The sequence below is a fragment of the Neisseria sp. CP9 genome, from assembly GCF_047758525.1.
Lineage (GTDB): Bacteria > Pseudomonadota > Gammaproteobacteria > Burkholderiales > Neisseriaceae > Neisseria.
In genome coordinates this window covers 959843-986763 of record NZ_CP180502.1, presented here as the reverse complement: position 1 = coordinate 986763, position 26921 = coordinate 959843, and the positions used below count along the sequence as shown (strand labels likewise).

At 49.7% G+C, this 26921-nt stretch carries 23 protein-coding genes and 1 pseudogene; 11 read left to right on the top strand and 13 right to left on the bottom strand.

The window, feature by feature from the left end; translation table 11 throughout:
- Positions 1–150: 150 nt before the first annotated feature.
- The gene (gene gyrB, locus ACMYUL_RS04610; protein ID WP_070514193.1) at positions 151–2541 is read left to right on the top strand and encodes a DNA topoisomerase (ATP-hydrolyzing) subunit B; all 2391 of its coding nucleotides are present in this window, start codon (positions 151–153) and stop codon (positions 2539–2541) included.
- Positions 2542–2871: 330 nt separating this feature from the next.
- Entirely contained in the window at positions 2872–3822 is a 951-nt protein-coding gene (locus tag ACMYUL_RS04605; RefSeq protein ID WP_070514194.1) for a DUF2167 domain-containing protein, read from the top strand.
- A 56-nt stretch (positions 3823–3878) separates the two neighbouring features.
- On the opposite strand, the gene gltX is transcribed toward ACMYUL_RS04605, so the two are convergent.
- Positions 3879–5273, bottom strand: a complete 1395-nt coding sequence (gene gltX / locus ACMYUL_RS04600; protein ID WP_003761051.1) for a glutamate--tRNA ligase — start codon at positions 5271–5273, stop codon at positions 3879–3881.
- 159 nt (positions 5274–5432) lie between these two features.
- Between gltX and ACMYUL_RS04595 the strand changes: the two genes are divergently transcribed.
- Complete coding sequence (locus ACMYUL_RS04595) at positions 5433–6527, top strand: ABC transporter substrate-binding protein (RefSeq protein WP_070682577.1); 1095 nt, start codon at positions 5433–5435, stop codon at positions 6525–6527.
- A 29-nt stretch (positions 6528–6556) separates the two neighbouring features.
- Here ACMYUL_RS04595 and ACMYUL_RS04590 read toward each other — a convergent pair.
- The 3 genes and pseudogenes from ACMYUL_RS04590 to arsC form a co-directional block, all read right to left on the bottom strand.
- Positions 6557–6808, bottom strand: a pseudogene (locus tag ACMYUL_RS04590) (glutamate--tRNA ligase family protein); the annotation flags it as partial.
- A gap of 111 nt (positions 6809–6919) precedes the next feature.
- Positions 6920–7591, bottom strand: coding sequence for a YdcF family protein (locus ACMYUL_RS04585; protein ID WP_045074030.1), 672 nt, complete (start codon positions 7589–7591; stop codon positions 6920–6922).
- A gap of 22 nt (positions 7592–7613) precedes the next feature.
- The gene (arsC, locus tag ACMYUL_RS04580; protein ID WP_415772320.1) at positions 7614–7973 is read right to left on the bottom strand and encodes an arsenate reductase (glutaredoxin); all 360 of its coding nucleotides are present in this window, start codon (positions 7971–7973) and stop codon (positions 7614–7616) included.
- Between the two features lie 342 nt (positions 7974–8315).
- Between arsC and ACMYUL_RS04575 the strand changes: the two genes are divergently transcribed.
- Positions 8316–8798, top strand: a complete 483-nt coding sequence (locus ACMYUL_RS04575) for a TlpA disulfide reductase family protein (protein ID WP_003775962.1) — start codon at positions 8316–8318, stop codon at positions 8796–8798.
- 87 nt (positions 8799–8885) lie between these two features.
- Here the strand turns inward: ACMYUL_RS04575 and prfB are convergent, their stop codons facing one another.
- From prfB to ACMYUL_RS04555, 4 genes are all read right to left on the bottom strand, one after another.
- Positions 8886–9989 carry a peptide chain release factor 2 gene (gene prfB / locus ACMYUL_RS04570; protein ID WP_003743167.1) on the bottom strand — a complete coding sequence of 368 codons (1104 nt, stop codon included), beginning with the start codon at positions 9987–9989 and terminating at the stop codon, positions 8886–8888.
- Positions 9990–10168: 179 nt separating this feature from the next.
- A complete protein-coding gene (locus ACMYUL_RS04565) occupies positions 10169–10834 on the bottom strand; it encodes an XAC2610-related protein (protein ID WP_070515309.1) in 666 nt (221 codons plus the stop codon).
- Positions 10835–11059: 225 nt separating this feature from the next.
- Entirely contained in the window at positions 11060–11215 is a 156-nt protein-coding gene (locus tag ACMYUL_RS04560; protein ID WP_415772317.1) for a hypothetical protein, read from the bottom strand.
- A 15-nt stretch (positions 11216–11230) separates the two neighbouring features.
- Positions 11231–12736 (bottom strand): SWIM zinc finger family protein, encoded by a 1506-nt coding sequence (locus ACMYUL_RS04555; RefSeq protein WP_415772315.1) that lies wholly within the window; start codon positions 12734–12736, stop codon positions 11231–11233.
- Here ACMYUL_RS04555 and ACMYUL_RS04550 point away from each other — a divergent pair.
- Positions 12735–12875, top strand: coding sequence for an alpha-amylase (locus ACMYUL_RS04550; RefSeq protein WP_070857295.1), 141 nt, complete (start codon positions 12735–12737; stop codon positions 12873–12875). The genes ACMYUL_RS04555 and ACMYUL_RS04550 overlap by 2 nt on opposite strands.
- Positions 12876–12945: 70 nt before the next feature.
- Here ACMYUL_RS04550 and ACMYUL_RS04545 read toward each other — a convergent pair whose 3' ends face one another.
- The 4 genes from ACMYUL_RS04545 to ACMYUL_RS04530 all read right to left on the bottom strand — a co-directional run bounded on the left by ACMYUL_RS04545 (position 12946) and on the right by ACMYUL_RS04530 (position 20585).
- Positions 12946–13797, bottom strand: coding sequence for a DNA adenine methylase (locus ACMYUL_RS04545; protein ID WP_003767418.1), 852 nt, complete (start codon positions 13795–13797; stop codon positions 12946–12948).
- Positions 13798–13852: 55 nt separating this feature from the next.
- On the bottom strand, positions 13853–15598 hold the full coding sequence (locus ACMYUL_RS04540; RefSeq protein ID WP_234396113.1) for an AAA family ATPase: 1746 nt from the start codon (positions 15596–15598) through the stop codon (positions 13853–13855).
- 263 nt (positions 15599–15861) lie between these two features.
- Positions 15862–18939 (bottom strand): DUF3418 domain-containing protein, encoded by a 3078-nt coding sequence (locus tag ACMYUL_RS04535; RefSeq protein ID WP_415772308.1) that lies wholly within the window; start codon positions 18937–18939, stop codon positions 15862–15864.
- A 68-nt stretch (positions 18940–19007) separates the two neighbouring features.
- Positions 19008–20585, bottom strand: coding sequence for a phosphoethanolamine transferase (locus ACMYUL_RS04530; protein WP_210398615.1), 1578 nt, complete (start codon positions 20583–20585; stop codon positions 19008–19010).
- A gap of 458 nt (positions 20586–21043) precedes the next feature.
- Between ACMYUL_RS04530 and ACMYUL_RS04525 the strand changes: the two genes are divergently transcribed.
- Complete coding sequence (locus ACMYUL_RS04525; protein ID WP_164741881.1) at positions 21044–21196, top strand: hypothetical protein; 153 nt, start codon at positions 21044–21046, stop codon at positions 21194–21196.
- A 70-nt stretch (positions 21197–21266) separates the two neighbouring features.
- Positions 21267–21953: a hypothetical protein gene (locus ACMYUL_RS04520; protein WP_070515320.1), complete on the top strand. Its 687-nt coding sequence runs from the start codon at positions 21267–21269 to the stop codon at positions 21951–21953.
- A gap of 361 nt (positions 21954–22314) precedes the next feature.
- Here ACMYUL_RS04520 and hrpA read toward each other — a convergent pair whose 3' ends face one another.
- Positions 22315–23709: an ATP-dependent RNA helicase HrpA gene (gene hrpA / locus ACMYUL_RS04515; RefSeq protein ID WP_083299433.1), complete on the bottom strand. Its 1395-nt coding sequence runs from the start codon at positions 23707–23709 to the stop codon at positions 22315–22317.
- 128 nt (positions 23710–23837) lie between these two features.
- On the opposite strand from hrpA, the gene ACMYUL_RS04510 reads away from it, so the two are divergent.
- The 4 genes from ACMYUL_RS04510 (at position 23838) to ACMYUL_RS04495 (ending at position 26917) form a co-directional block, all read left to right on the top strand.
- Entirely contained in the window at positions 23838–24476 is a 639-nt protein-coding gene (locus tag ACMYUL_RS04510) for an acid shock protein (RefSeq protein ID WP_415772304.1), read from the top strand.
- Between the two features lie 178 nt (positions 24477–24654).
- The gene (locus ACMYUL_RS04505; protein ID WP_415772302.1) at positions 24655–25428 is read left to right on the top strand and encodes a transferrin-binding protein-like solute binding protein; all 774 of its coding nucleotides are present in this window, start codon (positions 24655–24657) and stop codon (positions 25426–25428) included.
- 378 nt (positions 25429–25806) lie between these two features.
- A complete protein-coding gene (locus ACMYUL_RS04500; protein WP_003758273.1) occupies positions 25807–26586 on the top strand; it encodes an exodeoxyribonuclease III in 780 nt (259 codons plus the stop codon).
- Complete coding sequence (locus ACMYUL_RS04495) at positions 26573–26917, top strand: hypothetical protein (protein ID WP_415772300.1); 345 nt, start codon at positions 26573–26575, stop codon at positions 26915–26917. The genes ACMYUL_RS04500 and ACMYUL_RS04495 overlap by 14 nt, the downstream gene beginning before the upstream one ends.
- Positions 26918–26921 lie beyond the last annotated feature (4 nt).

Here is a 26921-nt window from a genome sequence, read left to right as displayed (position 1 = left end):
GTGCTAAGCTGCTGAATTTTCCAGCAGAATCAGGTATAATGGCGGTCTATTTCCGTCCGTCGGACAGCTTGACCGTCCGGGTGGCGCGCCCAACTGTCGTTCAGACGACCTCAGCAGAAATTCTTTTAAAAAATCTTACAGATAAAGACCATGACTGACCAAAAACACGAAGAATACGGCGCCGACAGCATACAAGTGCTGGAAGGCTTGGAAGCGGTACGCAAACGCCCCGGTATGTATATCGGCGACACGCAGGACGGCAGCGGCCTGCACCACATGGTGTTCGAAGTATTGGACAACGCCATCGACGAAGCACTGGCGGGACATTGCGACAAAATCACCGTAACCATCCATGCCGACAATTCCGTCAGCGTGGCCGACAACGGGCGCGGTATGCCCACCGGCATCCACCCGAAAGAAGGACGCTCCGCCGCCGAAGTCATCATGACCGTATTGCACGCGGGCGGCAAGTTCGACAACAACAGCTACAAAATCTCCGGCGGCCTGCACGGCGTGGGCGTGTCCGTCGTCAACGCGCTGTCCGACTGGGTAACGCTGACCATCTACCGTGACGGCAAAGAACACTTCGTCCGCTTCGTGCGCGGCGAAACCGAAGAGCCGTTAAGGGTTGTCGGCGATTCCGATAAAAAAGGCACGACTGTGCGCTTCCTCGCCAGCGCGGAAACTTTCGGCAACGTCGAATACAGCTTCGACATCCTCGCCAAACGCATCCGCGAACTTTCCTTCCTGAACAACGGCGTGGACATCGAATTGATTGACGAGCGCGACGGCAAACACGAAAGCTTCGCCCTCTCCGGCGGCGTGGCTGGTTTCGTGCAATACATGAACCGCAAAAAAACGCCGTTGCACGAAAAAATCTTCTACGCGTTCGGCGAGAAAGACGGCATGAGCGTCGAATGCGCGATGCAATGGAACGACAGCTATCAGGAAAGCGTACAGTGCTTCACCAACAACATCCCGCAACGCGACGGCGGTACGCACCTGACCGCATTGCGCCAAGTCATGACGCGCACCATCAACAGCTACATCGAAGCCAACGAAGTCGCCAAAAAAGCCAAAGTTGAAACCGCCGGCGACGATATGCGCGAAGGTTTGACCTGCGTGTTGTCCGTCAAACTGCCCGACCCCAAATTCTCGTCCCAAACCAAGGACAAACTGGTTTCCAGCGAAATCGGCCCCGTCGTCAACGAAGTCATCAACCAAGCACTGACCGACTTCCTCGAAGAAAATCCGAACGAAGCCAAAATCATTACCAGCAAAATCGTCGATGCCGCCCGCGCGCGCGAAGCCGCCCGCAAAGCCCGCGAAATCACCCGCCGCAAAGGCGTGATGGACGGCTTGGGGCTGCCCGGCAAACTCGCCGACTGCCAAGAAAAAGACCCCGCATTGTCAGAACTTTATCTGGTCGAGGGCGATTCCGCAGGCGGTTCCGCCAAACAAGGCCGCGACCGTAAATTCCAAGCCATTTTGCCGCTCAAAGGCAAAATCTTGAACGTCGAAAAAGCCCGTTTTGAAAAAATGCTCGCCAGCCAAGAGGTCGCCACCCTGATTACCGCGCTGGGCGCAGGCATCGGCAAAGAAGAGTTCAACCCTGAAAAACTGCGTTACCACCGCATCATCATCATGACCGATGCCGACGTGGACGGCGCGCACATCCGCACCTTGCTCTTGACCTTCTTCTACCGCCAAATGCCCGAGCTGGTCGAGCGCGGCTACATCTACATCGCCCAGCCGCCGCTCTACAAAGCCAAATACGGCAAGCAGGAGCGTTACCTCAAAGACGAACTTGAAAAAGACCAATGGCTGCTCGGTCTTGCTTTGGAAAAAGCCAAAATCGTTTCAGACGGCCGCACCATCGAAGGCGCAGAACTTGCCGACATCGCCAAACAATTCCTGTTGGCGAAAACCGTTATCGAACAGGAAAGCCGCTTTGTGGACGAACTCGTCCTGCGCGCCATGCTGCACGCATCGCCTATTGATTTGACGTCGTCTGAAAACGCCGATAAAGCCATTGCCGAACTTTCCGGTTTACTCGACGAAAAAGAAGTCGCCCTTGAACGCATCGAAGGACACGAAGGCAACCGCTTCATCAAAATCACCCGCAAGCTGCACGGCAACGTCATGGTCAGCTACATCGAACCTAAGTTCCTCAACAGCAAAGCCTACCAAACCCTCACCCAAACCGCCGCCGCGCTCAAAGGCTTGGTTGGCGAGGGCGCCAAGCTCTACAAAGGCGAGAGCGAGTACGACGTGGACAGCTTTGAAACCGCGTTGAACATCCTGCTCCAAAACGCCCAAAAAGGCATGTCCATCCAGCGATACAAAGGTTTGGGAGAGATGAACCCCGAGCAGCTTTGGGAAACCACGATGGATCCCGCCGTTCGCCGCCTGTTGAAAGTGCGCATCGAAGACGCCATCGCCGCCGACGAAGTGTTCGTTACCCTGATGGGCGACGAAGTCGAACCGCGCCGCGCCTTCATCGAAAACAACGCCCTGATTGCGCAAAACATTGACGCTTGATAGGAGCTGAAACATGAAAAGGTCGTCTGAAAATGGGAATTTCCGGTTTTCAGACGACCTTTTTGATTGGTGGGAACGGTTGCGGCGTGATACTGCGAAAATGCTCGAAATATTCGTCCAGTCAGTCCGTTAAGCCGACGAAAACGCTGCCTATACCTTTGGGTAGTAAATTGCTGCCAATCGGAAAATTTATCTGCATTTTTTTTCAAACCATAGGCATATTAATATGCAAGCATAGGTTTGTTTATTGCAAACCTCCTCCTTTGGTCATGCCGGAGCGTATGGTGTTTCGGCTGTCCGCATTTTTTAACTCATTTTTATGGAAACCCCATGATGAAAAGCAACCGTCTCGCCTGCGCTGTTTTGGCAGCCTTGTTATCCCTCCAAACCTTGCCTGCGTATGCCGCCAAACCGGATACTGCTTCAGCCGTCGAAGCATCTGCGCCGAACTCGAAAAATGCTTCAACTGTTTCAGAGGACGAGATCGCCAAACAAACAATCACCGGCCCGGCAGTTATCGACTTGGGTAACCAGGCAAAACTAAAACTGCCCGCCAAAATGGTCTTTATTAAAAAAGATGCCGCCAATAGCTTGATGGAAGAATGGGGTAATGGCACAAATCCCGACCGCTACGGGCTGATTATTCCGGAGCAAAAAAATAAAGACACCGCAGCCCCTTGGTGGGTCGATTTGAATTTCAATGATTCCGGTTACATCAAAGACGACGATGCCAAAGAATGGGATGTCGAAGGCATGCTCAAGCAGCTGAAAGAAGGTTCTGAGGAGCAAAACAAAGAACGTGCCGCCCGCAACCTGCCTGAATTGGAAACGCGCGGCTGGGTGGAAAAACCGCAATATGATGCGGCTACCCACCGCCTGATTTGGTCGATTGACGTTTTGGAGAAAAACAAACCCGACCAAAATCCTGCCATCAACTACAACACTTACCAGCTCGGCCGCGAAGGTTTTATCGAACTGACCATGGTTACTGATTTGAATAGCGTAGACCAATACAAACCTATCGCACGGGAATTATTGGGCAATATCGAATTCAATGAAGGCAAGCGTTACAGCGATTTCAATGCCGCGACCGACAAAGTGGCGGAATACGGATTGGCAGCTCTAGTCGGCGGATTGGCTGCGAAAAAACTGGGCTTGTTGGCTCTTGCAGGCGCATTGCTCGCCAAATTCGGCAAATTGATTGCTGTCGGCGTGATTGGTGCAGGCGCGCTGTTTAAAGGCTTATGGCGCAAAAAAGATAAAAACCAAAGCGAAGAATAAGTCCCTGAGAAACCAAAAAGGTCGTCTGAAAATTTTCAGACGACCTTTTCAACGTTTTAAGAACGTATCCGTTTCAACACTTCTTCCTTGCCGATTAATGCCAACACGGCATCGACGCTGGGTGTTTTCGCCGTGCCGCAGACGGCGAGGCGTAGGGGCATGCCGAGTTTGCCCATTTTGATGCCTTCTTCGTCGCAGAAAGGTTTGAACAGGTCGTGGATGGCTTCGGCGTTCCAGTCTTCCAGCCCTTCGAGGCGTTCGGCGAAGCGCAGCATACGGGCGGCGGCTTCGTCGTCCCAGTGTTTCTGCACGTCCGCTTCGGCAGGCGTTTGTTTGACGTAGAAGTAGAGGCACTCGTCGGCGAGGGTGTTCAGGTCTTGGGCGCGGTCTTTGACCAGTGCCAACACGTCTTCCAACGCGGGTTTTGCCGTGTCGTAAATGTCGCGCAGGGCAAGGCGGGGTTTGACGAGTTCGGCGAGTTTTTCGTTGGGCGTGATTTTGATGTGTTCGCCGTTGATCCAGTAGAGCTTTTTCAAGTCCATGCGGCTTGGAGACGGGGAAACGTCTTTCAAATCAAACCATTCGATGAATTGTTCCATCGTGAAGAACTCGTCGTCGCCGTGCGCCCAACCCAAACGCGCCAGATAGTTGAGCATGGCTTCGGGCAGGATGCCCATCGCGCCGAAATCGGTGATGGCGACGGTATCGCCGCTGCGTTTGGAGATTTTTTTGCCTTGTTCGTTGAGAATCATGGGCAGGTGGCCGTATTCGGGCAGGTTCGCGCCGATGGCTTTTAAGATGTTGATTTGTTTCGGGGTGTTGTTCACATGGTCGTCGCCGCGGATAACGTGGGTAACGCCCATGTCGTAGTCGTCCACCACGACGCAGAAGTTGTAGGTCGGCGTGCCGTCGGCGCGGGCGATAATCAGGTCGTCGAGCGCTTCGTTGGGAATGGAGATTTCGCCTTTGACCAAGTCCGTCCACTTGGTAACGCCGTCCAAAGGCGTTTTGAAGCGGACGACGGGTTGCACGTCGGCAGGGATTTCGGGCAGAGTTTTGCCTGCTTCGGGGCGCCAGCGGCGGTCGTAAGTCGCCGTGCCTTCTTTTTCGGCTTTCTCGCGCATGGCTTCCAGCTCTTCTTTGCTGCAATAGCAGTAGTAGGCGGCGCCTTTTTCCAAGAGTTCGGCGATGACTTCTTTGTAGCGGTCGAAGCGGCGGGTTTGGTACACGACGTTGTCGGCGTTGTCGTAATCGAGACCGACCCATTTCATGCCGTCGAGGATGATGTTGACGGATTCGGCGGTGGAACGCGCCAAGTCGGTGTCTTCGATACGCAATAGGAACTCGCCTTTGTGATGGCGGGCAAACGCCCATGAAAACAAGGCGGTGCGCACGCCGCCGATATGCAGGTAGCCGGTGGGGCTGGGGGCGAAACGGGTTTTGACGGTCATGATGGCTCCAAAGTCTTTGAAAACAGGTATTTTACTTTTTCGGCAAGGTTTAAACAATGTAAGGCCGTCTGAAAATAATGTCGGCGCAGAAGGACCGTCTGGGAACTTTTCTCCTGAAAACAAGACAAATGATAATCATTTCTTTGAAAGTATCCGCTCATGAACAAACGCGCTTTATTTGCCGCCCTCGCCCTCCTGCCCCTTTTTGCCCAAGCCGAAATCAAAACTATCAAAGACGTATTGGGACGCGAAGTCAAAGTCGATGTCCCTGTCAAACGCGCGGTTTTGGCGTTTTACTATCCCGACTATATCGCGGTAACGGGCGCGGACAAATTTAAAAACGTCATCGGCATTTCGCGTGAGTTTTGGGAGAAATTCAATCCCGGCAGCTGGGCGATGTTCAAACAGAAGCTGCCTACGCTGCAAAACATTGCGGACATCGGCAACATCAACACCGGCACGTTTTCACTGGAGAAAACGCTCGCGCTCAAGCCGGACGTATTGATTCTGGCCGACTGGCAGTATAAGGCCGTCGCCACCCACCTGCCGCGCATTAAAGCGGCAGGCATACCCGTCGTCGTGGTCGATTTCAACGCCGAAACCGTCGCGCGGCACACGCGCAGTGCGGAAATTTTCGGCGAACTCAACGGTACGCAGGCGCGCGCCCAAAAAATTGCCGCCGAATACGCCCGAGGCATTGCCGATATCCAAAAACGCGTCGCGCGCGCCAAGCAGTCCAAACCGAAAATCTATATCGAGTTCGGCGACAAAGGCCCGTCCGAATACAGCTACACCTTCGGCAAAGATATGTGGGGCGCGATTGCCGACACAGCAGGCGGCAACAATATCGCCGCGCCTTACGTTAAAAACTGGGGACCGATAAACCCTGAAAAATTCCTGACGGCCAAACCCGACGTCATCGTCATTTCGGGGACGGAAAACGGCCATAAAGACAAGCCTGGCATTATGGCGATGGGCATAGGCATCAGCCAGGCCGATGCGCAACGCCGCCTGGCCGGATTTGTCAAACGCAAAGGTTGGGCAGACATTCCTGCCGTCAAAAACAAACGCGTTTACGGCATCTACCACACCGCCTCCCGCTCGCTCTCCGATTTGGCCAGCGCGCAATTTATCGCCAAAACCCTGTATCCGCAGCAGTTTGCCGACATAGACCCAAACAAGACCTATCTGGACTTCTACCGCAAATACCTGCCCGTCGTGCCGGACGGTACGTTTTACATCCGATTGAAATAGCGGCTGCAAAAATCATAGGCTCAGGCCGTATAGCGGTCGAAACGGCGGGTTTGATACACGACGTTGTCGGCGTTGTCGTAATCGAGACCGACCCATTTCATGCCGTCGAGGATGATGTTGACGGATTCGGCGGTAGAACGCGCCAAGTCGGTGTCTTCGATACGCAATAAGAATTCGCCTTTGTGATGGCGGGCAAACGCCCATGAAAACAAGGCGGTGCGCACGCCGCCGATGTGTAAGTAGCCGGTGGGGCTGGGGGCGAAACGGGTTTTGACGGTCATGATGGCTCCAGAATCTTTTAAAACGGGTATTTTACTGTTTTTAGACGGAATCAGACAATGAAAGGTCGTCTGAAAACCGGAAAATTCGGTTTTCAGACGACCTTTTTTCCTTTATTCGTCTTCTGTTTTACTCATTGTCAGCCAGTCCCAAAAGTTTTCGCTCCATTTGCCGATGCGGTAGAGGAAGAGGGCGTAGCTTTCTTGGAGCAGGAATTTGTTTTTTTCTTTGCTTTGGTCGAACCGCGTGGTCGGCGTGGCGGAGATGTAGGCTTCGATGTCGAGGTCGGAGGCGATTTCGAGGGCGCGGGCGAGGTGGTAGGGGTCGCTAACGATGATGATGCTTCCGATGCCTTCGGCGCGCAATATCGGGCGGATGTTGCGGATGTTTTCGTAGGTGTTGCGCGAGGTATTTTCAAAGAGGATGTTGTGCGCGGGTATGCCTTGCTTGAGGGCGTAGCGCCGACCGACTTCGGCTTCGGTCATGTAGCCTTTTTTGGGTGTTCCGCCGGTGAAAACGATTTTTTCGACGCGGTGGCTTTGGTAGAGGGTGATGGCGTGGTTGATGCGTTCGCGGAAGATGGGCGAAGGCCGTTTGTCCCACGCGGCGGCGCCGAGCACGAGGGCGGCATCGGCGCGGACATGACCGGGCAGGGGCTGCGAGCCGGTGTGGTACACCTGCCATGCGCCCTCGCCGAATATGCCGAGTACCAGCAGGATACTCAGGCCTATGCCGCGAAAAAGGTAGTAGCGCAAGCCGTTGCGGCTGCGGAACAGGGAAATCATGTAGGGACGGCCTTCCCGCGCTTCAGTCCAACAGGGCTTCGATGTTTTCGAGCGGTCTGCCGATGGCGGCTTTGTCCTGTGTGGTCAGGATGGGGCGTTCAAGCAGGGCAGGGTGGGCGGCGATGGCTTCGAGCAAGGCTTGGTTGTCGAGGTCGGGCTTGTCCAAACCGAGTTCTTTGTACAAGTCGTCTTTGACGCGCATCATGCCGCGCACGGATTCTAAGCCCAGTTTGGCAAAGATGTCTTTCAGTGTCGCCAAATCAGGCGGGGTGTCGAGGTATTTGACTATTTCGGCTTTGATGCCGCGCGCTTCGAGCAGGTCGAAAGCGGCGCGCGATTTGCTGCAACGGGGGTTGTGGTAGAGCGTGAATTCAGACGACATAGCGTTCTCCGATGTTTATAGATTTTGCTGATGGGCTTTATAGTGGATTAACAAAAATCAGGACAAGGCGACGAAGCCGCAGACAGTACAGATAGTACGGAACCGATTCACTTGGTGCTTCAGCACCTTAGAAAATCGTTCTCTTTGAGCTAAGGCGAGGCAACGCCGTACCGGTTTAAAGTTAATCCACTATATTATCGGCTGCATTGGAGATTTCCTCAACTTATCACCCAATAATCGTCATTTTTTACCGCTAAAATCCAACATCTTCATTTTCTCCATAGACAGCACGCTGAAAGGGGTTACAATGCCATCATTTGATTGATGCAAAGGATGGAACTTATGAAAAAATTATTGCTTGCCTCTGTTTTGATGACTGCCGCCCTGTCTGCCCCTGCGTTTGCCGCCGACCCGCTGGCAGGCTGGAACGACAACAAGCCGCAAAGCCTGCAATCGCTCAAAGCCCCCGTGCGCGTGGTGAACCTGTGGGCGACTTGGTGCGGCCCGTGCCGTAAGGAAATGCCTGCTATGTCCGCTTGGTACAAAGCGCAGAAAAAAGGCAGCGTCGATATGGTCGGCATCGCGTTGGATACTTCCGACAACATCGGCAAATTCCTGAAACAAACCCCCGTCAGCTATCATGTTTGGCGTTATACCGGCGCGGACAGCCGCAATTTCATGAAGTCTTACGGCAACAACGTCGGCGTATTGCCGTTCACCGTCGTCGAAGCCCCGAAATGCGGCTACAAACAAACCATCACCGGCGAAGTCAACGAAAAAAGCCTGACCGCCGCCGTCAATGCGGCTAAAGAGAAATGTAAATAAATCGGGCAGAAACCGAACTTAGAAAATCAAAAGGTCGTCTGGAAACCAATATTCATGGTTTTCAGACGACCTTTCGCATTTTGAGGTTTACACGCCTTGTTTCAGGCTGGCTTCGATGAAGCCGTCCAAATCGCCGTCCAATACGGCTTTGGTGTTGCCGACTTCGTAGCCTGTGCGCAAGTCTTTGATGCGTGAGGAGTCCAAGACGTACGAACGGATTTGGCTGCCCCAACCCACATCGGATTTGCCTTCTTCCAATGCCTGTTTCTCTTCGTTGCGTTTGCGCATTTCCAATTCATACAGTTTGGATTTCAACATTTCCATCGCAGCGGCTTTATTGGCGTGTTGCGAACGGTCGTTTTGACATTGCACCACAATCCCCGTCGGCTCGTGGGTAATACGCACGGCGGAGTCGGTTTTGTTGATGTGCTGACCGCCCGCACCCGATGCGCGGTAGGTGTCGATACGCAAATCGGCGGGGTTGATTTCAATTTCGATGGAATCGTCGATTTCGGGGTACACGAACACGGATGAGAACGACGTATGGCGTTTGTTGTTCGAGTCAAACGGCGAGTAGCGCACCAAGCGGTGAACGCCGGTTTCCGTGCGCAGCAAGCCGTAGGCGTATTCGCCTTCAACACGGATGGTGGCGCGGTTGATGCCCGCGATTTCGCCGTCGTCTTCTTCGAGGATTTCGATTTTGAAGCCTTTGCGCTCGGCGTAGCGGCTGTACATGCGGAACAACATGCCCGCCCAGTCTTCCGCTTCCGTACCGCCCGCGCCTGCGGTGATGTCGATAAAGCAGTTGTTCGGGTCTGCGGGCTGGTTGAACATCCGTTTGAATTCCAAATCCGCCATCTGTTTTTCCAGTCCCGCCACGTCTTCCTGTACGGCAGCGAAACCTTCTTCGTCGTTTTCTTCGACGGTCATTTCAATCAGCATTCGGTTGTCTTCGATGCCCGACGCGATGTTGTCGAGCGTCAACACGATGCCTTCAAGGATTTTGCGTTCTTTGCCGATTTCTTGGGCGCGTTTGGGGTCGTTCCATAGCTCAGGGTCTTCGGAAAGGCCGATGACTTCTTCCAATCGGTCTTTCTTGCCCTGATAATCCATATAGACGCGGATGTCTTCGCTGCGCTTTTCCAAATCGTTCAGGGTGTTGTTGAGCTGGTTGATTACTTCGGCTTCCATGATTCTTGTGTGCTTTCAGAATTTTAGGGGCGTATTGTAAGTGATTTGCGGGCTTTTTTCTATGATAAAGGTCGTCTGAAAACCTGAATCTCAAGTTTTCAGACGACCTTATATATTGGCATCTTTAGGTTTGCACCCTCCGCCAGCCATGTGGCGGATTCATATCTGGTCTGACCGGATTATTTATTCAGACGCTGCCATTGTGCGGGAGTGTAGGTTCGGGTAGTGGTTTTCTCGTTGCCACGACGGTCGGTTCGGGTTTCAGTTACCACGACCTTGTCCTCGTCAGAGGTATCGACTGAACGGGAGTAGAACAACGTCAGAATATACTCGGGGCTGTAACGGTAGCGTTCTTCGATACGGGTGCAGCAGTCGACTTCATTCGTCACAATCAGGGCTTTTTGTTTGTTGTCGACGCGGAACATACCCATGTAATTCTTGGTCAATTCAGTCAGTGAATAATTGGAGCCAAAATAACCATACTCGCCTTGCTCGTAGATATCGTATGTAGGAGAGTTTTTAGGACCTTTATTGCCGGTCGCAACGGCAATATCCTTGCGTCCGTCAAAGGTAAAGTCTTTCATAATCAAAGGGCTTTTTGCCGCAGAGATTTTGCCGCCTTCGCCGCGTTCAAATATCAGGTCGTCACTCTTAAAAACATTTGTGGTTTCCTGCTTAGGGTGATACAAAAACACCGCGCCTTTGCCGCCGCAATGATTGTCTTTGCAGCCCTCGACAGAAATATGCGCCTGCCAGCCGTCGGGCAAATCAGTCACACGGAAAAATTCTTTTGCCTGAGCGCCAGCAGCAGCGAAAAGAGCAAATAGCATAAGGTATTTTTTCATCATAGTTCCTTTACGTTTAACCCCGACCGGGTAATCAAATCAAATTTATGCAGAAGAGTAACCCTCTTCATATCAGGCAGCAAGGGCAATTAAGCCAAACAGGTATTCTTTCATAATTTTCTTATCCTTGCTTTACAAAATGACAAAAGGTCGTCTGAAAGCAGGAAAGGTGTGCAGATAGGCGGGAAAGGTTCGTGCGTATGATGGCACGATTGGCGGCGTAGCTTATTCGGAAGTATTGCACATGGTATGTGAAGGTCGTCTGAAAATGAGTTTCAGACGACCTTTGGTTTGGTTGGAAGGGATTAGTTTAGAAAGGCTGCACACGGATTCCACATTAAGCGTGATTTGCTGGTGTGTGAATGTGCGGCGTTGCCACATTCGGCAGCCTGCACATTAAAACCCCGCCCGATCCAATTCTTCCAGCAACGCAGGCCGACGCGGTTTTTCGCTATATTGCTCCCTGATTTCGTCGGCAAAGTCTTCCATTGCCTGCCGTTGTGCGGAATATTGGCGGCGGAGGATCTTTAATTGGTTCAAGAGCTGGCGGTATTGCTTACGGTTGCTTGCCTTATTGATTTCAGCCGCAAAGATTTTCAGGTAGAGCGCTACGATTCGGTCGTGATACGGCTCGGGGAAAGATGGAGCAAAACGTTCCATCATGTACAACGAAAGGTGTTGCTGCAATAGGGCGAGCAGCCGGTCGAATTCCTGTTCATGCTCCAATATTTCAGCTTGCAGCGAATATTGACCCGACAAACGCGCAAGCAGGCGGTTGAATTCATGCGGCCATTCGGCAGCGGAAAACGTGGCTTTCCATGCCTCGTAATGCGGCAATGAAAGGCTGGTGGAAAACGCCAAATCCGCTGCGATTTCGCGTACATTTTTATCAGTTTCCTTCAATACATCAAACAATTGCAGCTTCCATTTGTGCGCTGTGCCGAGTGTTCCTTCATCTTCGGCAATGTTGATGCCTTCACGCAAGAGGCGCTCCGCTTCCGCCCAATCTTGCTGCCCGACTGTTTGCTCTACCGCAATTTGTCTGAATTTCGGCAGGCGCAGATGTCGTCTGAAATAATCCTGCGCGGCAGCAGTATCGCCTTTCGCCTGCAAAACCTGCCAGCCTTCGAGTGCCCAAAATTCATGTTCCCAACCCGACTTGGTAACAGCCAAATGTTTAGCCACATAATCTTGCCACGCCTGCCATTCGCCGCGCAGCCGCCAGATTCGGGCGCGGATTTGGTAGATTTTATTGCCTGCCTCCGAGAAATCAAAATAGCGGCTGTCGTCCAAACATTTGTCCAAAAAATTAATCAAACGCTTTGGGACGTTTTCCATGACCGCCTCTTCCAGCAGGTCGATTGCCATATACATAGCATCGCCCAACATACCGTCTGAGTCATCCGCCTTTTCAAAAGCATCCTGCAAACGCGGTATCAATAGAGGCAAAGCCTGCTGCGCCGCCGCCGCCCCCTCCTGCGCCACATCTTCTAACCAGTTTTGCAGCCTGAAGCCCAAATCGGCGGCTTCGTAGTAATCATAATATCGGGTTCGGGAAAAGATTCGGGAGAGCTGCTGCCGATACGGATTGCCGCCCTTTTTAGGCTGCTGCGCGTCAGATTCGTCAGGCTGCCCGTCCGGTGTTTGAGCGCGCACTGCATACCACAACGCCGCCATATGCTTGCACGCCCAGCCATAAGGACAATCGCAGCCCCCGTCCTTAATGTACAAATCACTATCCAGCTTCAGCCATACCGAATAGTTTTCCGAACCGCACACCTCCGCCCGATAACGCCTGGCGGAAGTTTTTTGGACATCGCGAACCTTGCCCTGCTGAAAATACAGCAGTCCGCGTTCGGCGATATGGGACGGGAACAGGTGGAGCGGATGGATACGGGACATGGTTGGTTTCCAAGAAGTTGTTGAAATATGGGGAGTTTACTGGGTTGTGTGGCGTTTGGGGAGAGGGCGGCTGGAATTCTTGTTTGGCAAAGTGGTAAAAGGTCGTCTGAAAATGGGTTTCAGACGACCTTTGGTTTGAGTGGAAAGGGGGAGTAGTTTGGAAGACCGATGGAATATGTACCTAAAGCGCACACATAATCATGTGTAGACTACAACTTGCTGTTAGGTCTCAATACATTTTTCCCATAAATCATGACTTCGGAACCCTTAATTCTTTTATATGCGCAGTAGGATAAGATGTATTCTTCTTGATAATAATTTTTATAAATAGACTTAATCTCATTACAATTATCATATGAAACAATCCAAGGTGTTTTAATTGTACCTAAAGCATCACAAATCTGAACGTGGTCATCGTGATTATAGAAATTACGGTACAAACGATGACCTTTAATATAGTAAGGTGGGTCAAGATAGATTAAAGCAGGGGAAGGTAATATTTTGTCTGCTTTACCTAATAGTTCAAGCGCATCAAGGTTATACACATGAATATTATTGGCATAATTAGCAATACGTTTAATTAGGCTAGATAAACGGACTTTATTAAACCGAGCATCCAATTTGTATGTACCATTTTGGGCTTTGCCACCAATTACGCCCGCTTTTAAAATACCAGAGTGATTGGTGCGATTTAAATAAAAAGTTGCAAAACCATGCTCTAAATCAGAATGGTTTTCAGGATGTTTTAAAATCAGCTTTTGCTTCTCCCATTCTTCAATAGTTAAGGGAGCTTGTTGTAGTAGTGCCAGAAAATCATCTGTATTAGTAACGATAGCATGCCAAAAGTGATAGATGGCCAAATCTGCATCATTAATATGGATATCGGAAACATAGCCGTTAAAGAGTAAATCCAATGCTACTCCTGCTCCACCTGCAAACGGTTCCATATAATGACCGCCTTTGAGATGATTTGTTTCAATGACTGATTTTACAAAAGGAGCAAAAGCCCCTTTACCGCCAGGATAGCGTAAAGGTGTTAGGGGTTTGGGGTTGCCTGCCATATTTTTTACTCAATAATTTTTTATTCTTAATAATAAACTAAAAAAGTCAGCATCATTAAGAATTGTCTGGTATTCTATTTTCACTTAAACGAGCACTTTTCGGCCAAAGTTCTGGGTCTAATTTGTGCAACAATGCTACTTGGCGGAAACAATGGCGCAAGTCCCGGTAGAATTGTTCTATTTCTGTGTAATGGTTATCCAACCAAAAATCGAAAACTATTTTAAATTCTTCGAGATTGTCATTAAAAACAGTTTTATTGCTTTCTCTTCTTACACCTGATGCAGATTTACCATCTTGTCTCAATTGATTAATTCTTTCTTCAATCGCTGATATTTGCGGTTTAATTGAGTTAATATACCGGTGCTTGGTCAAACCGTTGCTTAAGGCTGTATCAGTATTCCAAAAAATCTGAGTCTGATACATTTCGAAATTTTGTTCGTTAGCTAATTCGTCGTAGTAATCAAAAATCAATTGTTCGGGATTTTTGTTGCCAGGCAATACAATAATATTATGTTTCATTGCTTTCTGACCGTTATTGTCACCATCTAATATACAAATGGCATTCATGGTGTTTTGATTTAAATACTGGTCTTTGAAAATTTCTTTCAATATTTCGCAACCGATACTGGCATTAACAAAGTGAAACTTGTCTCTTAAATCTCTAAAATATCTGCATCTGCTGTCAAAGTAGCCAAAAATCGCATTTAAAATGACACGCGCTTCATTATCTTCGGTAAATATAGGGATTTTAGGTGACGCGCTATAACTTACAGTTTGAATTTCCTGTAAGTGACGCTCAATTTTATGAATAGATGGGTCAGGTAATAAGGTTACATGATCACCTTGGTGAGTAAGATAATTTAATTTGATATGGTTGCGATAAGCAGGGGTTAATGCTTTCTCTAGCAAGTATAAGCTATGCGTAGTAAAGAAAATCTGAATCTTATATCTTTCGGAATATTCAATTAAGGTATGAAGCAGACGCAATTGCATAGCAGGGTGAAGCGTTGCGTCCATTTCGTCAATTAACAAAATGGACGCAGGTTGGTCGATATTATGCAGACTTGGAGCATTTTCGTAGTAATAGCGAAGCAGTACCAAATTTTTCAAGATAATAATCGCATTATCTTCACCAACTGATGCCGTATTGGAGTCGATGCCTTCAGTATCGGTCAAATATTCAGTTCGAGTTTTAATATTTGCGATAATCTGAGGGGTTGATTCAGTTATTTTGATGCCAGTTATATGTTGAACCAATTGATGAAAAATTGCATTATATTCTTCAGGCAACTCTTTTCTTACTCCTTTGACAGGAGTATCGTTCTTCATTTCCCCAAAAGGTAGCAATCTAGCCAAACTTAAATAAACTGTACGTAAGGTTGGAAGACTTTGGTTTTGAGAAGATGAATATTGAGGAATGAGCCGAAAACGTGAATGAGTATCGTCTGAACTCTTATTATGCCTTCTAAATCCAATAGACTGTTCATCGCTATAATATACTTTAAATAATTCACCACGCTGTCCAGGGGCAGGGTCGTTGTATTCCTTGTCACCTTTTGTCAACAATTCGATTTTTGCATTGACTTGAGCAGAAATATTGTTGATTACATTCAATTCACTTGCGGGTACTAATTGAGTATTAGTGGATTTTTCTGCTTGGAATGCATTGCTGATGAGATATAGGATAGATGATTTACACGTCCCGTTTAATCCTGAAATAATATTGATATGATTGCAAAATTCTAATTCTAAGGGGGCTTTTAAACGTCGATATTGTGTAAAGGTAATACGTTTAATCATATTTAGGCTGCCTTTTTAGATACAAAGACTATTTTTAATAAAACAACAAGAGTAATTGTAGTTTTATATTGATGTGAAAATTACGGTAAATAATGCTTATTTATGCATTATCTATTCCTAAGTGTATCAGAAAATTGTTTTTTGATTCCATTATGTACTAAATAATGAATAAGGGTAGTAAAAATTTATTCTGTAATTGATTAAGATGGTTGGCAAGGTTGTTCATTTTGCAAGCAGCCCGAAAATTTGTGGGTCATTTTTATTCATTTCTCCTTCGTTTCCCACACCTTCAACAGTCTCTTCACCGACACCGGATACGGCGTCTTCAATTCCTGCGCGAACAGCGACACTCTCAATTCTTCAATCATCCATCTAAACGCGGCGAGATCGTCTGAAACGGGTTGTCCTTGTTTCACCAAGCCGTCGGTTTTTTCCTGCCACATTTGTTCCAGCTCTTGAATATCGGCTTCGCGGGCTGAGTCGCGGGCGGGGTTGCCGCTGTATTTTTCGAGGCGCAGGGTCATGGCTTTGAGGTAGATGGGGAGGCGCGGCCATTGTGCCCACGGGGTGCGGGTGGCGAAGCCGGCGGTGAGCAGGGTTTGCAGGCGTTGGCGCATGAGGTGGGTGAGCGGGTGTTTGCCGAGTTTGCCGTTCAGTTCGGCGTAGGCAGCGGCGGTTTCCTGCAAGTAGCGGCTGAGGGCTTCTTTGACGGCGGGCAGGCGGCTGCGGGCGCGTTTGATTTGTTCTTTGAAGGCTTTTTCGTTGCGCGGCAGTTCGTCTTCGCCGATAAAGGCGCGGTCGCAGACGGCTTGGGTGAGGTCGTCGCGCAGGGTGTCGGCATTGATGTGTTTGAGCAGCATGGCGGCTTGGGTGAAGCCTTGGATGCCTTTGTTCAAATCTTTTACCTGCTCTTTTAATTGCAGCTTCATCAATTCGATTACGCCTTGACGGTGTGCCTGTTCGGCGGCTTCGTTAGTGTCAAACAAGCGCAGGGCGATGCGGCCGTCTTTTTCTTTTTGCAGGCCGAGGTAGCCGGTGAGCTGCTGTTTGCCGCGGGCGAATTTGATGGATTCGGGCAGGGTGCCGATGTCCCATGCGGTAACGTTGTCGCGCTCGAATTCTTGGGTGTTGTCGCGGAAGGTGACGGCGGCGGCTTGGCCAAGTTGTTGTTGGATTTGGATTAAATCGCGCCCCATGGCTAATTCTTGCCCGCCATCGTCGATGATGCGGAGGTTGAAATAGCAGTGTTCGGGCAGCCTGAACGCGGCCCATTCGTCTTGGTTGATTTGCTCCAGTATGCGGATGTCGCCTGCGGTTTTGGCGATGGCTTGGGCGAGTTGGGGCAGGATGGGGGCGTTGCGGTCGGGGTTTTGGCTTAAAAATTGGGTGATGAATTCAGGCACGGGCACGCAGATGCGGCGGATTTGCTTAGGCAACGCTTTGATTTGCAACTGGATTTTTTCGCGTATCATGCCGGGCACGAGCCATTCGAGGGCGGCGGGGCTGATGCGGTTGAGCACGGTGAGCGGCAGGGTGAGGGTAACGCCGTCGAGCGGGTGGTGCGGCTCGAAGCGGTAGCTGAGTTTGAATTTGCCGTCTGCGGTTTGCCAGTGTTTGGGGAATTGTTCTTCAGTGATGTGCGCGGCGGCGTGCTGCATGAGGTCGTCGCGGCTGAGGAACAGCAGGCGCGGGTTGTCGCGCTCGGCGGTTTTGAGCCAGGCTTGGAAGGTGCGGATGTCGGCGAGGGGGAGAGGTTTCAGACGGTTTTTTTGGGGTGCAGGCTGCTTTTTGGGTTTGGGGTCGTCTGAAACATTTTGTAGGGTGTGTGAACTCGGTTCACGCACGCGGTTGTCCGTATCTTTGGAATCCGCTACGTTGTGCAGGCTGCCTGAAACCGTTGAAGCTGCGGCACTCTGTTCCCTCTCCTGCGGGAGAGGGTTAGGGAGAGGGTTTGCTGCGGCTGCGGAAAAGTTGGTTTGTGCGGCAACTGTTTTGCCCTCTCCCCAGCCCTCCCCCACGGGGGAGGGGGTAGTTTGCTGGGAATTTTCAGGTAGCCTTTTTGAGTGCAGGCTGCTTTCGGTATGCAGGTCGTCTGAAACCGCGTCCGCCGTATAAAAATCGGGCAGCCGTTCGTGATAAAACGCAAACAGCGCTTCGTCATCAACCAACACGTCTTGCTTGCGCGATTTGTGTTCCAACTCGCTAATTTCCTTAATCAGCTTTTTGTTGTGGACAAAAAATTCCGCTTTCAAATCGCATTCCTGCGCCACCAGCGCGCTGCGGATAAAGATTTCGCGGGCTTCTTCGGGGGCGATTCTGCCGTAGGACACGGGGCGGCGCGGCAAGACGGTCAGGCCGTAGAGCGTTACCCGTTCGCTGGCGATGACTTCGCCGCGTTTTTGTTCCCAGTGCGGCTCGAAATAGTGGTAGCGGACGAGGTGCGGCGCTTCCTGCTCGATCCATTCGGGCTGGATGGCGGCCACGTTGCGGGCGTAAAGTTTTGTCGTTTCAACGAGTTCTGCCGCCATCACCCATTTGGGTTTGGCTTTGAACAGGGCGGAGGCGGGGAAAAGGTGGAAGCGGCTGCCGCGCGCGCCGGTGTAGTCGTTGCCGTCGGGCGATTTCATGCCGACGTTGGCGATGAGGCCGGTAAGCAGGGCGCGGTGGATTTGTTCGTAGCCCGCTTCTTTGGCGGCGCGGATTTGGGCGCGGTGTTGTTTTTTATCCAGTTGTTTTTGTTTGAGTTTAGCGGATAGGTCTTGGTCGCCCGTATTTTCAGACGACGTAAGCTGCCTGACTTCGGGAGGTCGTCTGAAAGCGGCTTCCTTAGTGGTCAAACCCATTTCAATCGCGGTTTGGGCAAGCTGGTGGTGCAGCTCGCGCCATTCGCGCATCCGCAGGTGCGACAGGAAATATTGGCGGCACCACTGCACCAGCTGCTTGTTGGACAAGCCTTTATCGCGCTCGCGCTGAAAGCTGTCCCAAATGTTCAGATAGGCAAGGAAATCGGACTGCTTGTCGGTAAAACGCTCGTGCGCCTTGGCTGCGGCATCGCGCGCTTCCAGCGGCCGCTCGCGCGGGTCTTGAATCGACAGCGCGGACGCGATCACCAATATTTCCGCCATGCAGTCGTGCTTCTTCGCCGCCAGCAAAATGCGCGCGATTTTCGGGTCGATGGGCAGGCGCGCCATTTGTTCGCCGAGTTTGGTCAGGCGGTAGCGGGGAGGGGCGACGATATTGCCCGAAGCGTTTTGAAGGTCGTCTGAAACGGTTTTGTCGTTTGTCAGATTGTGTCGGGTATGAATGCCCGAGCCGCGTGCTTGATTTTTAGTGTTTTGCATGGTCTTGTAGGTCGGGCGTTCATGTCCGACGTGGTCTCAATTTATATTGTTTGTAGGTTTGCGCCGCCTTATTGCGGATAAACATATTCCGCTTTGCCGTTGCGGATGTTCAGGCTGCCTGCATCGCCTGTGATCAGATTGCCAGTTACCGAGCCTTCGGTGCAGCCTGAAATCTTCATATCGTAGCCTAGCGTGTGAATCAGGAAAGTTGAAAGCTGCTGGTGGAAGGCAATTTCACAAGGCGCAAAGGCTTGGTTGGCGGATTGCTGCACGGCGGCATCAGGGCTGTATAACACCAGCGGTACGATGTAGCTGTCGGGATGTACCGTGCCTTGGTTGAAGGTGTCTTTGTGCACATACTGCCCGTGGTCTGAGGTATAGACAAACAACCAGTTGTTTTCAGGCTGTTTTTGCAGCTGCTGGAACACGGTTTGGATCATTTGGTCGGTTTTGTGGATGGTGCTGTCGTATTTGTCCACGATATTGGCTTCGCCGAATACCTTATCCTGTTGTTGCAACAGCGCGCCGTATGGGACGTGAGAACCGCGTTGGTGCAACACAATAAAATGCTTGCCCTGCTGCAAATTGATTTTGTCGAACAGCGGCAACAGCTTATCGTCGGGCATATTGTCGCCGTTGCGGTAGCCGAGTTGGGTCGGCTGAATCAGATGGTCGATCCACTTTTTGCCGATCAGGTTCAAAATCGCCATCTCGTTTTCTGCTTGCGCGCTGTAAAAATACGTTTCGTAACCCTGCTCTTTGGCGAGGCGGAACATATTGGTATCGCCGCTGCTGATTTGCTCGTAGCCGTTGGCATGCGGTATGGCATTGAAAAAGCTGGGCAGGGAGACTGCCGTCATCAAAGCGGCGGAATAGCTTTGTTTCACAATCGGCTTAAAGTCGGCTTGCGACAGTTGGGTCAAAAACGGCGAAGTTTCGCGTCCGTAACCAAACAATTTCAAATGCGCCGCGCTTTCGCTTTCTCCCATAATCAGGATGATATTTTGAATACTGCCTTGTCCCATTTTGCTTGGCGAAGGCTGTTTGAAAACAGGAATCTTGCTTAAATCAAACAATTGATACGGCAATACGCGCCCGACAAAATAGCCGAAGCTGAAATAATTGGCTTTGACGCGGCTATATGTCGGTTTGGGCGAAATACCGTGTTCTTGCGTCGTACTGAATGAACGTCCAAAAATCAGCAACATCGCTGCAGCGAACAATATATCGGCGGCAAAATGCGTCTTGCGGCGGAACTTGGCAAGGCTGCAAAACAACACGACTTCCGCCACACCCCACAACGCAGGCAGCCACAACTTATCCAACATCGACGCGCCCGCACTGCCGACTTCGGTAACCTCTTTCAGCATCAGCCAATAGTTAATACCCGTCATCCAACTTTGATAAACCGCATAATGCACATTGTTGGCAATGATGCTGAGCGCGAAAAACAACGCAATCAGCAACCGTGAAGCCTTATAACGCGCAAACAGATACAGCGCAGCAATTACAAATGTCAGCGCAAACGTTTCCGCCATTTTCGCAGCCGGCAGGGTTTCAATCCCGAATACAAAGCGATAGGCGATTTCGCTGGCAGTAAGTAGAGATGAATACAGAAAGAGAACGAAAAGGGATTTTTTCATAATGGGAAGTTCATAATAAAAGTTGCAGGCTGGGTTTGGGGGCTCGGCAACGGTATTCTTTACAGCTATCTGTTTACAGATTGTTTTTCAAAAAACGAGAAGTAAATTTTAAATTCATAGAATGTCTATCTTAAAATCATTAAATATCAATAAATTACAAAATATCATAAAATATCAAAATTTATCAACTTTTTATCAATGGAACTTTTGCTACGAATTTTTTATGATGCTACCTATCGTCATGGGGGTAATCATGAAAAAATTTAGCACCAATTCAAAAATCAATTCTTTTATTCATTCACTACTAAATAGGGGGTGGAAAATACAAAATAGGAAAAAGCACAATATTTTGGTAGCACCAAATAACCGTAGAATTGCAATCCCATCAACACCAAGTGATTGCAAAGCAATTCACAGTTTCACCAAGCAGATTAAATATCTTTTTCAGGAGTAGAACTAAAATGAGCAATAAACAAGCCAATCATCAATCAAACATGAGCAATGCTAATAAAGGCACGTCAGGAACAAATAAAACGTATTCACAAAATCAGGGAAATCGTGGCTGGCAGATGAATCCACAAAATCCTGTGAATAGCGGTAAAGGCAAAAAATAGCCTTTGCCTTGCCTATAAATGGCGATATTATACTTGGTATCGCCATTTTAATTGGCATATTGGGGGTATTATGGAAAACAAACAAACTGAAAAGACAGAAACACAATCTGAAAAGACAAAGAAAAAGCCATTCAAGCAGACGAGAGAACTCGTCAGATTGGCATTGAATAATGGTTGGACGCAAACTGAAATTGCCAAAACTTGCCGTACACAGCAATCAGTTGTGAGTGCATGGAGTAAGGGTGAAAAATTAGGCACAGAGCAGCAGCTAAAACCTTTATTGGATTTATTCGGATACAAGTTACGTAGGAACACATTCAAGCTGTATTGGCGCAAAAATTCAGAGACATCTAAAATTGAATTTATTAAAGTAGAAGGAAAAATAATTTTTAGTCTTCTTATTAGTAAAAAAGAAGGCTATAATAAATTTGTACCAAAATATAAATTTATCATTCATTATCAAGGGAATGAACAATTTTATATAATCTTAAAAGAGAAAATTTATGGCGATTATGATAAAAGTTTAGAAGCAGCGACATGGCAAACTATTTTAAATCAATCAATAGGAATTAGCGAGTTACTTCGCTTTTTTGATAAATTAAGTAGTAAAGATATTGAAAATATAGATGGGTTTTGGTTGGAATTTTGTCGTACCTTCCCTGGATATACTCAATCTTTACCTTTTCTCATTCGGCAAGCCTTGTTAAATCATGGATTCTCTGTAAACGATATTATTGAATATCAGGCTTCATGGTAAAATACCTTAAACCCCCAAGGCAGGAAAGCAGCCTTAAATAAAATGCTATCCATTGGGCAGTATTAAGCCTGACGATTTATCATCATGATTATTGATTAAGCCCTATGAAATGCCTGTTTGCATTCATAGCGCAAAGGTAAATCAAAATCTCGGCTTACAACTGTTGCTGTGAATACAGCTAGGAGAAAGGGAAACCGAATACCTGAAACACCGTTGTAAGAATTAGGGTCAGGGGTGGGTCAAAAACCAAGCCGTCAGTTAGCTGACCGCTTGGTTTTCTACGTTTAAGTCATCTGAACTTTATTCAATTTAACCTTAAAAGTGCAGGCTGCTTCACATTTTCAGGTAGCCTGTTTTCAATCTAATTCTCCTCCACAGCCCCCAATTCCAATAACACCTGCAATCCATCATTGATATACCGCGAATCGGGCATTTCTAAAAACGGGAATGCTGCCACATCGCCCAGTTTCAACGCTGCCATGCGCAGGATGACGGCGGCCAGGTTGCTGCGGACGATTTCAGGGTCGGTAAATTCGGTGCGGCTGTTGAAATCTTCTTCTGAAAACAGTCGGATACACACGCCTGCGGAGACGCGTCCGCAGCGGCCGGAGCGTTGGCGTGCGGCGGCTTGGGAGATTTTTTCGACATGAAGCTGCTCCACTTTCGCCCGTGCGGAATAGCGTTTGACGCGCGCGAGGCCGGTGTCGATGACGTATTTGATGCCCGGCACGGTGAGCGAGGTTTCGGCGACGTTGGTTGCTAACACGATGCGGCGTTTCGCGCCTGTGGGGTGGAAGATTTTGTGCTGTTCGGCGTGCGACAGGCGTGCGAACAGGGGAAGGATTTCGTCGTTGCGGCGCAGTGTGGATTTGCGCAGGGCTTCGGCGGCTTCGCGGATTTCGCGCTCGCCCGGCAGGAATACCAAAATATCGCCTTCGCTGTGTCGCGCCAATTCGTCCGCCGCATCGACAATCGCATCCGTCAGCTCCACTTCCGCGTCGTCTTCGTCTTTGCTGGTCAGCGGGCGGTAGAGGATTTCGACGGGGTAGGTGCGCCCGCTCACTTCCAGCACGGGCGCGCCGTTGAAGTGTTGGGAGAAGCGTTCTGCGTCTATGGTTGCCGAGGTGATGATGATTTTCAAGTCGGGGCGGCGCGGCAGCAGTTGTTTCAGGTAGCCCAAGAGGAAGTCGATGTTCAGGCTGCGTTCATGTGCTTCGTCGATAATAATTGTGTCGTAGGCGGCGAGATAACGGTCGGTCTGGGTTTCCGCCAGCAGGATGCCGTCGGTCATCAGCTTGACGCAGGCATCGCGCGAGGTGTGGTCGGTAAAGCGCACCTTATAGCCCACCGCGCTGCCGATTTCCGATTTCAGCTCTTCGGCAATCCGCTCTGCCACCGAGCGCGCGGCCAAACGGCGCGGCTGGGTATGCCCGATCAGCCCCGCCGCCCCGCGCCCGAGTTCCAGACAAATCTTGGGCAACTGCGTGGTTTTGCCCGAACCGGTTTCGCCGCAAATAATCGTTACCTGATTTTCGGCAATGGTTTTTTTGATTTCTTCGAGCTTCTCGTGAACGGGCAGGGTGTTGTCGAATTCGGGTTTGGGCAAGGCGGCCAAACGCTTCAAAAAGATTTCATGCGATTTTCGGTATTTTTCTTCGACTTTGGACAAGCCGCCGTATTTGTTGGGATTTTTGAAGGCGGAACGAAGGAAATGGCGGTCTTTTGAGAGGGTTTGGGAGAAATCGGGGGATGGCATGGTACGGGCGGATATCGGTGAAAATAAGAAAGGTAGTATTATAGCAAACTGGCTTTGCCTAATCGTTATGGGTACTATGGAGACCTCTATTGCAGGCAGACTGTATTGTTTAATGAAAAGGAATATTTATGAAAAAAGTTTTATGTTTGGTTTTGGCGATGAGCATGGGCAGCGTGGCATTCGCCGCGGAGTACCGAACGAAACAGCCCATTGCTTACGATTGGCTGAAAATCAACGGCAACCAGTTCAATATTGAATCTGCCAACGAGCGCGGACATATATGTAGCGCACAAGGCGAGATGGATAAGAATAAGGTTTGGAAAGATGGAGAAGGCTGCCAAATATCGTTCCAATTCAAGGGGGATGAGGTAAAAGTGGATGCCGAAGGCTGCGGCAATTATTGTGGCGCGGGCGTATCTTTCCCATCGGATTATTACAAACTGCCGCAGGTTTGTTCACAACAAGGTGTCAAAAAGATGGAAAACCGTTTTCAGACGACCTTACGTTCAGGAAAATTCGAACAAGCAGCGGACATCAAGCAAAACTATCTGAAACAGTGCGGCGATTTCCTCAATCCGATTGAAACAGTGACCGCCGCCAACGATGCCGCCGATGCGTACCGTCAGGCAAACAACAAAGCCGCCTGCATTCAGACTTTGGATGCGGTGCAGGATCATTATGAGAGCGAATTGTTGGATAAGGACTTGGTGAATAAGATTAATGTGCAGATGGAGCGTGAGAAAGCTTTGCGCCAACAATGTAGTTAAACACTGATAAAAAGGTCGTTAGAAGGTCGTCTGAAAGTCAACTTGTACTTTATGACGACCTTTATTATTGCCGTTGGTCGTAAAAATTGCTCGTTTGGTATATTTATTACAAAGTCATATTGTTTGTGCTTAGAATGCGTTCCTGTCTTCCTCAGATAACAATTTTAAGAACAACATTATGAAAAAATATCTTGCTTTGATTTGTGTTGCAGCCTTATCTGCCTGCGGTGGCGGCAGTTCTTCCCCCAGTACGCAATCCACTCCGACACAAAATCCGAATTCTGCCCAAGCCCTGCCCGCGGCAACCGTTGCTTCAGAATTGCCGGTAGCTGCGAAGTCGGAAAAACCGGAATCCGGCAAACAATTTTTCAGCGGAACCAATTCTTCTGATTCCGCAGTGGCATTCAATCATGCCGATTGGAACAAAATCACCATCGAAGGCGTAGAGGTCGATCTTGCAGCCGTACAAGGCGAGAGTTTTAAAAACGGCTGGCGAGACAGCGTCGGCGGTTCCGAGAATAAACGCCTTGCCAATTTTGGCGGCAATTATGTCCTGCACCACAGCACACCCGATGCGGTTGCCGGTATCGTGAAGACCGAATCGCAGAACAATTACGCGTTCTTCAACGGTAATTTTACCCGTGAAGCAGAAATGCCGAAAATCGGACAGGCGGTTTACGACGTATCGACCGTCAGCGTGCGCGGTACTCTGGCGCAGGGATACGGTACAGGTCGTCTGACTGCCGATTTCGAAAGCAAAAAAGTCAGTGGCAGCCTCGGCTATTTCAACAAAACGCTCACCGTTGACGCGGATATCAACGGCAACAGATTTTCTTCCGTCTCCCCGACGGCAGAAATACACGGCGGTTTCTTCGGTTCCGCAGCCGCAGAGACAGCCGGTGTTTATCAGGTCGGTAAAATCGTAGGGACGTTTGCCGGTCAAAAACAATAAAAAGTGAAAGTTGCATTTACTTTTTTACAAGGGGTGTAGACATTCAAAATTCCAAGGCTTTCGGTATAAATATCGGATGCGTAGCAACGGCACGGTAAAGTTGGTCATCTTACGGGCCTTGTTACTCAAGAAGAAAGTATTTAAAAACGAAAAAAGCGCAGAGTTTTGAATGGTCAAACCACCCCAAGGGGAAAGGTCGTCTGAAAACGGTTTGGTTATCCGTTTTCAGACGACCTATTTTTATGGAGGGTTCACAAAGGCAATGTTGAAGCATTCGCAAGCAGTTGTAGCGAAAAGAAAGAGCGGTTTTGTCGCAATTCCTCTATATCGGTTACAATCCGTTTTTTCCCCTAAACCAATATTCCAAAGCACACAATTATGCTGAAAATCATCTCCGCCAACGTCAACGGCATCCGCTCCGCCTACAAAAAAGGATTTTACGAATACATCGCCGCATCGGGTGCGGACATTGTTTGTGTGCAGGAACTCAAAGCGCAGGAAGCCGATTTGTCCGACGAAATGAAAAATCCGCACGGGATGCACGGCCATTGGCATTGCGCCGAAAAACGCGGTTACAGCGGCGTGGCGGTGTACAGCAAACGCGCGCCTGACAATGTGCAAATCGGTATGGGCATTGAAGAATTCGACAGGGAAGGGCGGTTTGTGCGCTGCGATTTCGGCAAGTTGTCGGTGATTTCGCTTTACCTGCCCAGCGGCACCAGCGCGCCGGAGCGGCAGGAATTGAAATACCGTTTTTTAGACGCGTTCTACCCCATGCTAGAAGCCATGAAGGCGGAAGGGCGTGACATTGTTGTTTGCGGAGACTGGAACATTGCCCACCAAAACATCGACCTGAAAAACTGGAAAGGCAATCAGAAAAACTCAGGCTTCCTGCCCGAAGAACGCGAATGGATAGGCAAAGTCATCCATACGCTCGGCTGGACGGATATGTGGCGCACGCTCTATCCCGATAATCCGGGCTACACTTGGTGGAGCAACCGCGGACAGGCGTATGCGAAAGATGTCGGGTGGCGCATCGACTATCAGATGGTTACGCCCGAACTCGCCGCCAAAGCGGTGTCCGCGCATGTTTATAAAGACGAGAAATTTTCCGACCATGCCCCTTTGGTCGTGGAGTACGACTATGCTGCCCAATAAAGTTTTCGGCAAATACGATTGGAACATGAATGGTAAAACCGGCATAGGCGCGGCATGGGTGGTCGCCGCGTTTGTACTGCCTATGCTGGTGTGGACGATATTCATGCTGGCGCGGATGTCCGGTTGGGTTGAAATGACCCGCGCAAATCCGCTTTGGGCGTTGGTGTGGCTGCTGTTCTCGCTGCCCTGCCTCCTGATTGCCGCCAAGTGTTTCGGCTGGAAAGGTTGGCGGTTGATTGCCAACATCCTGATCTGCCTCGCCACCTGCGCCGTTTTAAGCGCTCCCGCCGCGATCTTGATTACCTATACGCTCAACGATTTACTCAAATAGGTCG

Excerpts from the sequence above, each read along its gene's own strand:
- gyrB (WP_070514193.1), top strand. The coding sequence starts at position 151 with ATGACTGACCAAAAACACGAAGAATACGGCGCCGACAGCATACAAGTG.
- ACMYUL_RS04605 (WP_070514194.1), top strand. The coding sequence starts at position 2,872 with ATGATGAAAAGCAACCGTCTCGCCTGCGCTGTTTTGGCAGCCTTGTTA.
- gltX (WP_003761051.1), bottom strand. The coding sequence starts at position 5,273 with ATGACCGTCAAAACCCGTTTCGCCCCCAGCCCCACCGGCTACCTGCAT.
- ACMYUL_RS04595 (WP_070682577.1), top strand. The coding sequence starts at position 5,433 with ATGAACAAACGCGCTTTATTTGCCGCCCTCGCCCTCCTGCCCCTTTTT.
- ACMYUL_RS04585 (WP_045074030.1), bottom strand. The coding sequence starts at position 7,591 with ATGATTTCCCTGTTCCGCAGCCGCAACGGCTTGCGCTACTACCTTTTT.
- arsC (WP_415772320.1), bottom strand. The coding sequence starts at position 7,973 with ATGTCGTCTGAATTCACGCTCTACCACAACCCCCGTTGCAGCAAATCG.
- ACMYUL_RS04575 (WP_003775962.1), top strand. The coding sequence starts at position 8,316 with ATGAAAAAATTATTGCTTGCCTCTGTTTTGATGACTGCCGCCCTGTCT.
- prfB (WP_003743167.1), bottom strand. The coding sequence starts at position 9,989 with ATGGAAGCCGAAGTAATCAACCAGCTCAACAACACCCTGAACGATTTG.
- ACMYUL_RS04565 (WP_070515309.1), bottom strand. The coding sequence starts at position 10,834 with ATGAAAAAATACCTTATGCTATTTGCTCTTTTCGCTGCTGCTGGCGCT.
- ACMYUL_RS04560 (WP_415772317.1), bottom strand. The coding sequence starts at position 11,215 with ATGTGGCAACGCCGCACATTCACACACCAGCAAATCACGCTTAATGTG.
- ACMYUL_RS04550 (WP_070857295.1), top strand. The coding sequence starts at position 12,735 with ATGGTTGGTTTCCAAGAAGTTGTTGAAATATGGGGAGTTTACTGGGTT.
- ACMYUL_RS04555 (WP_415772315.1), bottom strand. The coding sequence starts at position 12,736 with ATGTCCCGTATCCATCCGCTCCACCTGTTCCCGTCCCATATCGCCGAA.
- ACMYUL_RS04545 (WP_003767418.1), bottom strand. The coding sequence starts at position 13,797 with ATGGCAGGCAACCCCAAACCCCTAACACCTTTACGCTATCCTGGCGGT.
- ACMYUL_RS04540 (WP_234396113.1), bottom strand. The coding sequence starts at position 15,598 with ATGATTAAACGTATTACCTTTACACAATATCGACGTTTAAAAGCCCCC.
- ACMYUL_RS04535 (WP_415772308.1), bottom strand. The coding sequence starts at position 18,939 with ATGCAAAACACTAAAAATCAAGCACGCGGCTCGGGCATTCATACCCGA.
- ACMYUL_RS04525 (WP_164741881.1), top strand. The coding sequence starts at position 21,044 with ATGAGCAATAAACAAGCCAATCATCAATCAAACATGAGCAATGCTAAT.
- ACMYUL_RS04520 (WP_070515320.1), top strand. The coding sequence starts at position 21,267 with ATGGAAAACAAACAAACTGAAAAGACAGAAACACAATCTGAAAAGACA.
- hrpA (WP_083299433.1), bottom strand. The coding sequence starts at position 23,709 with ATGCCATCCCCCGATTTCTCCCAAACCCTCTCAAAAGACCGCCATTTC.
- ACMYUL_RS04510 (WP_415772304.1), top strand. The coding sequence starts at position 23,838 with ATGAAAAAAGTTTTATGTTTGGTTTTGGCGATGAGCATGGGCAGCGTG.
- ACMYUL_RS04505 (WP_415772302.1), top strand. The coding sequence starts at position 24,655 with ATGAAAAAATATCTTGCTTTGATTTGTGTTGCAGCCTTATCTGCCTGC.
- ACMYUL_RS04500 (WP_003758273.1), top strand. The coding sequence starts at position 25,807 with ATGCTGAAAATCATCTCCGCCAACGTCAACGGCATCCGCTCCGCCTAC.
- ACMYUL_RS04495 (WP_415772300.1), top strand. The coding sequence starts at position 26,573 with ATGCTGCCCAATAAAGTTTTCGGCAAATACGATTGGAACATGAATGGT.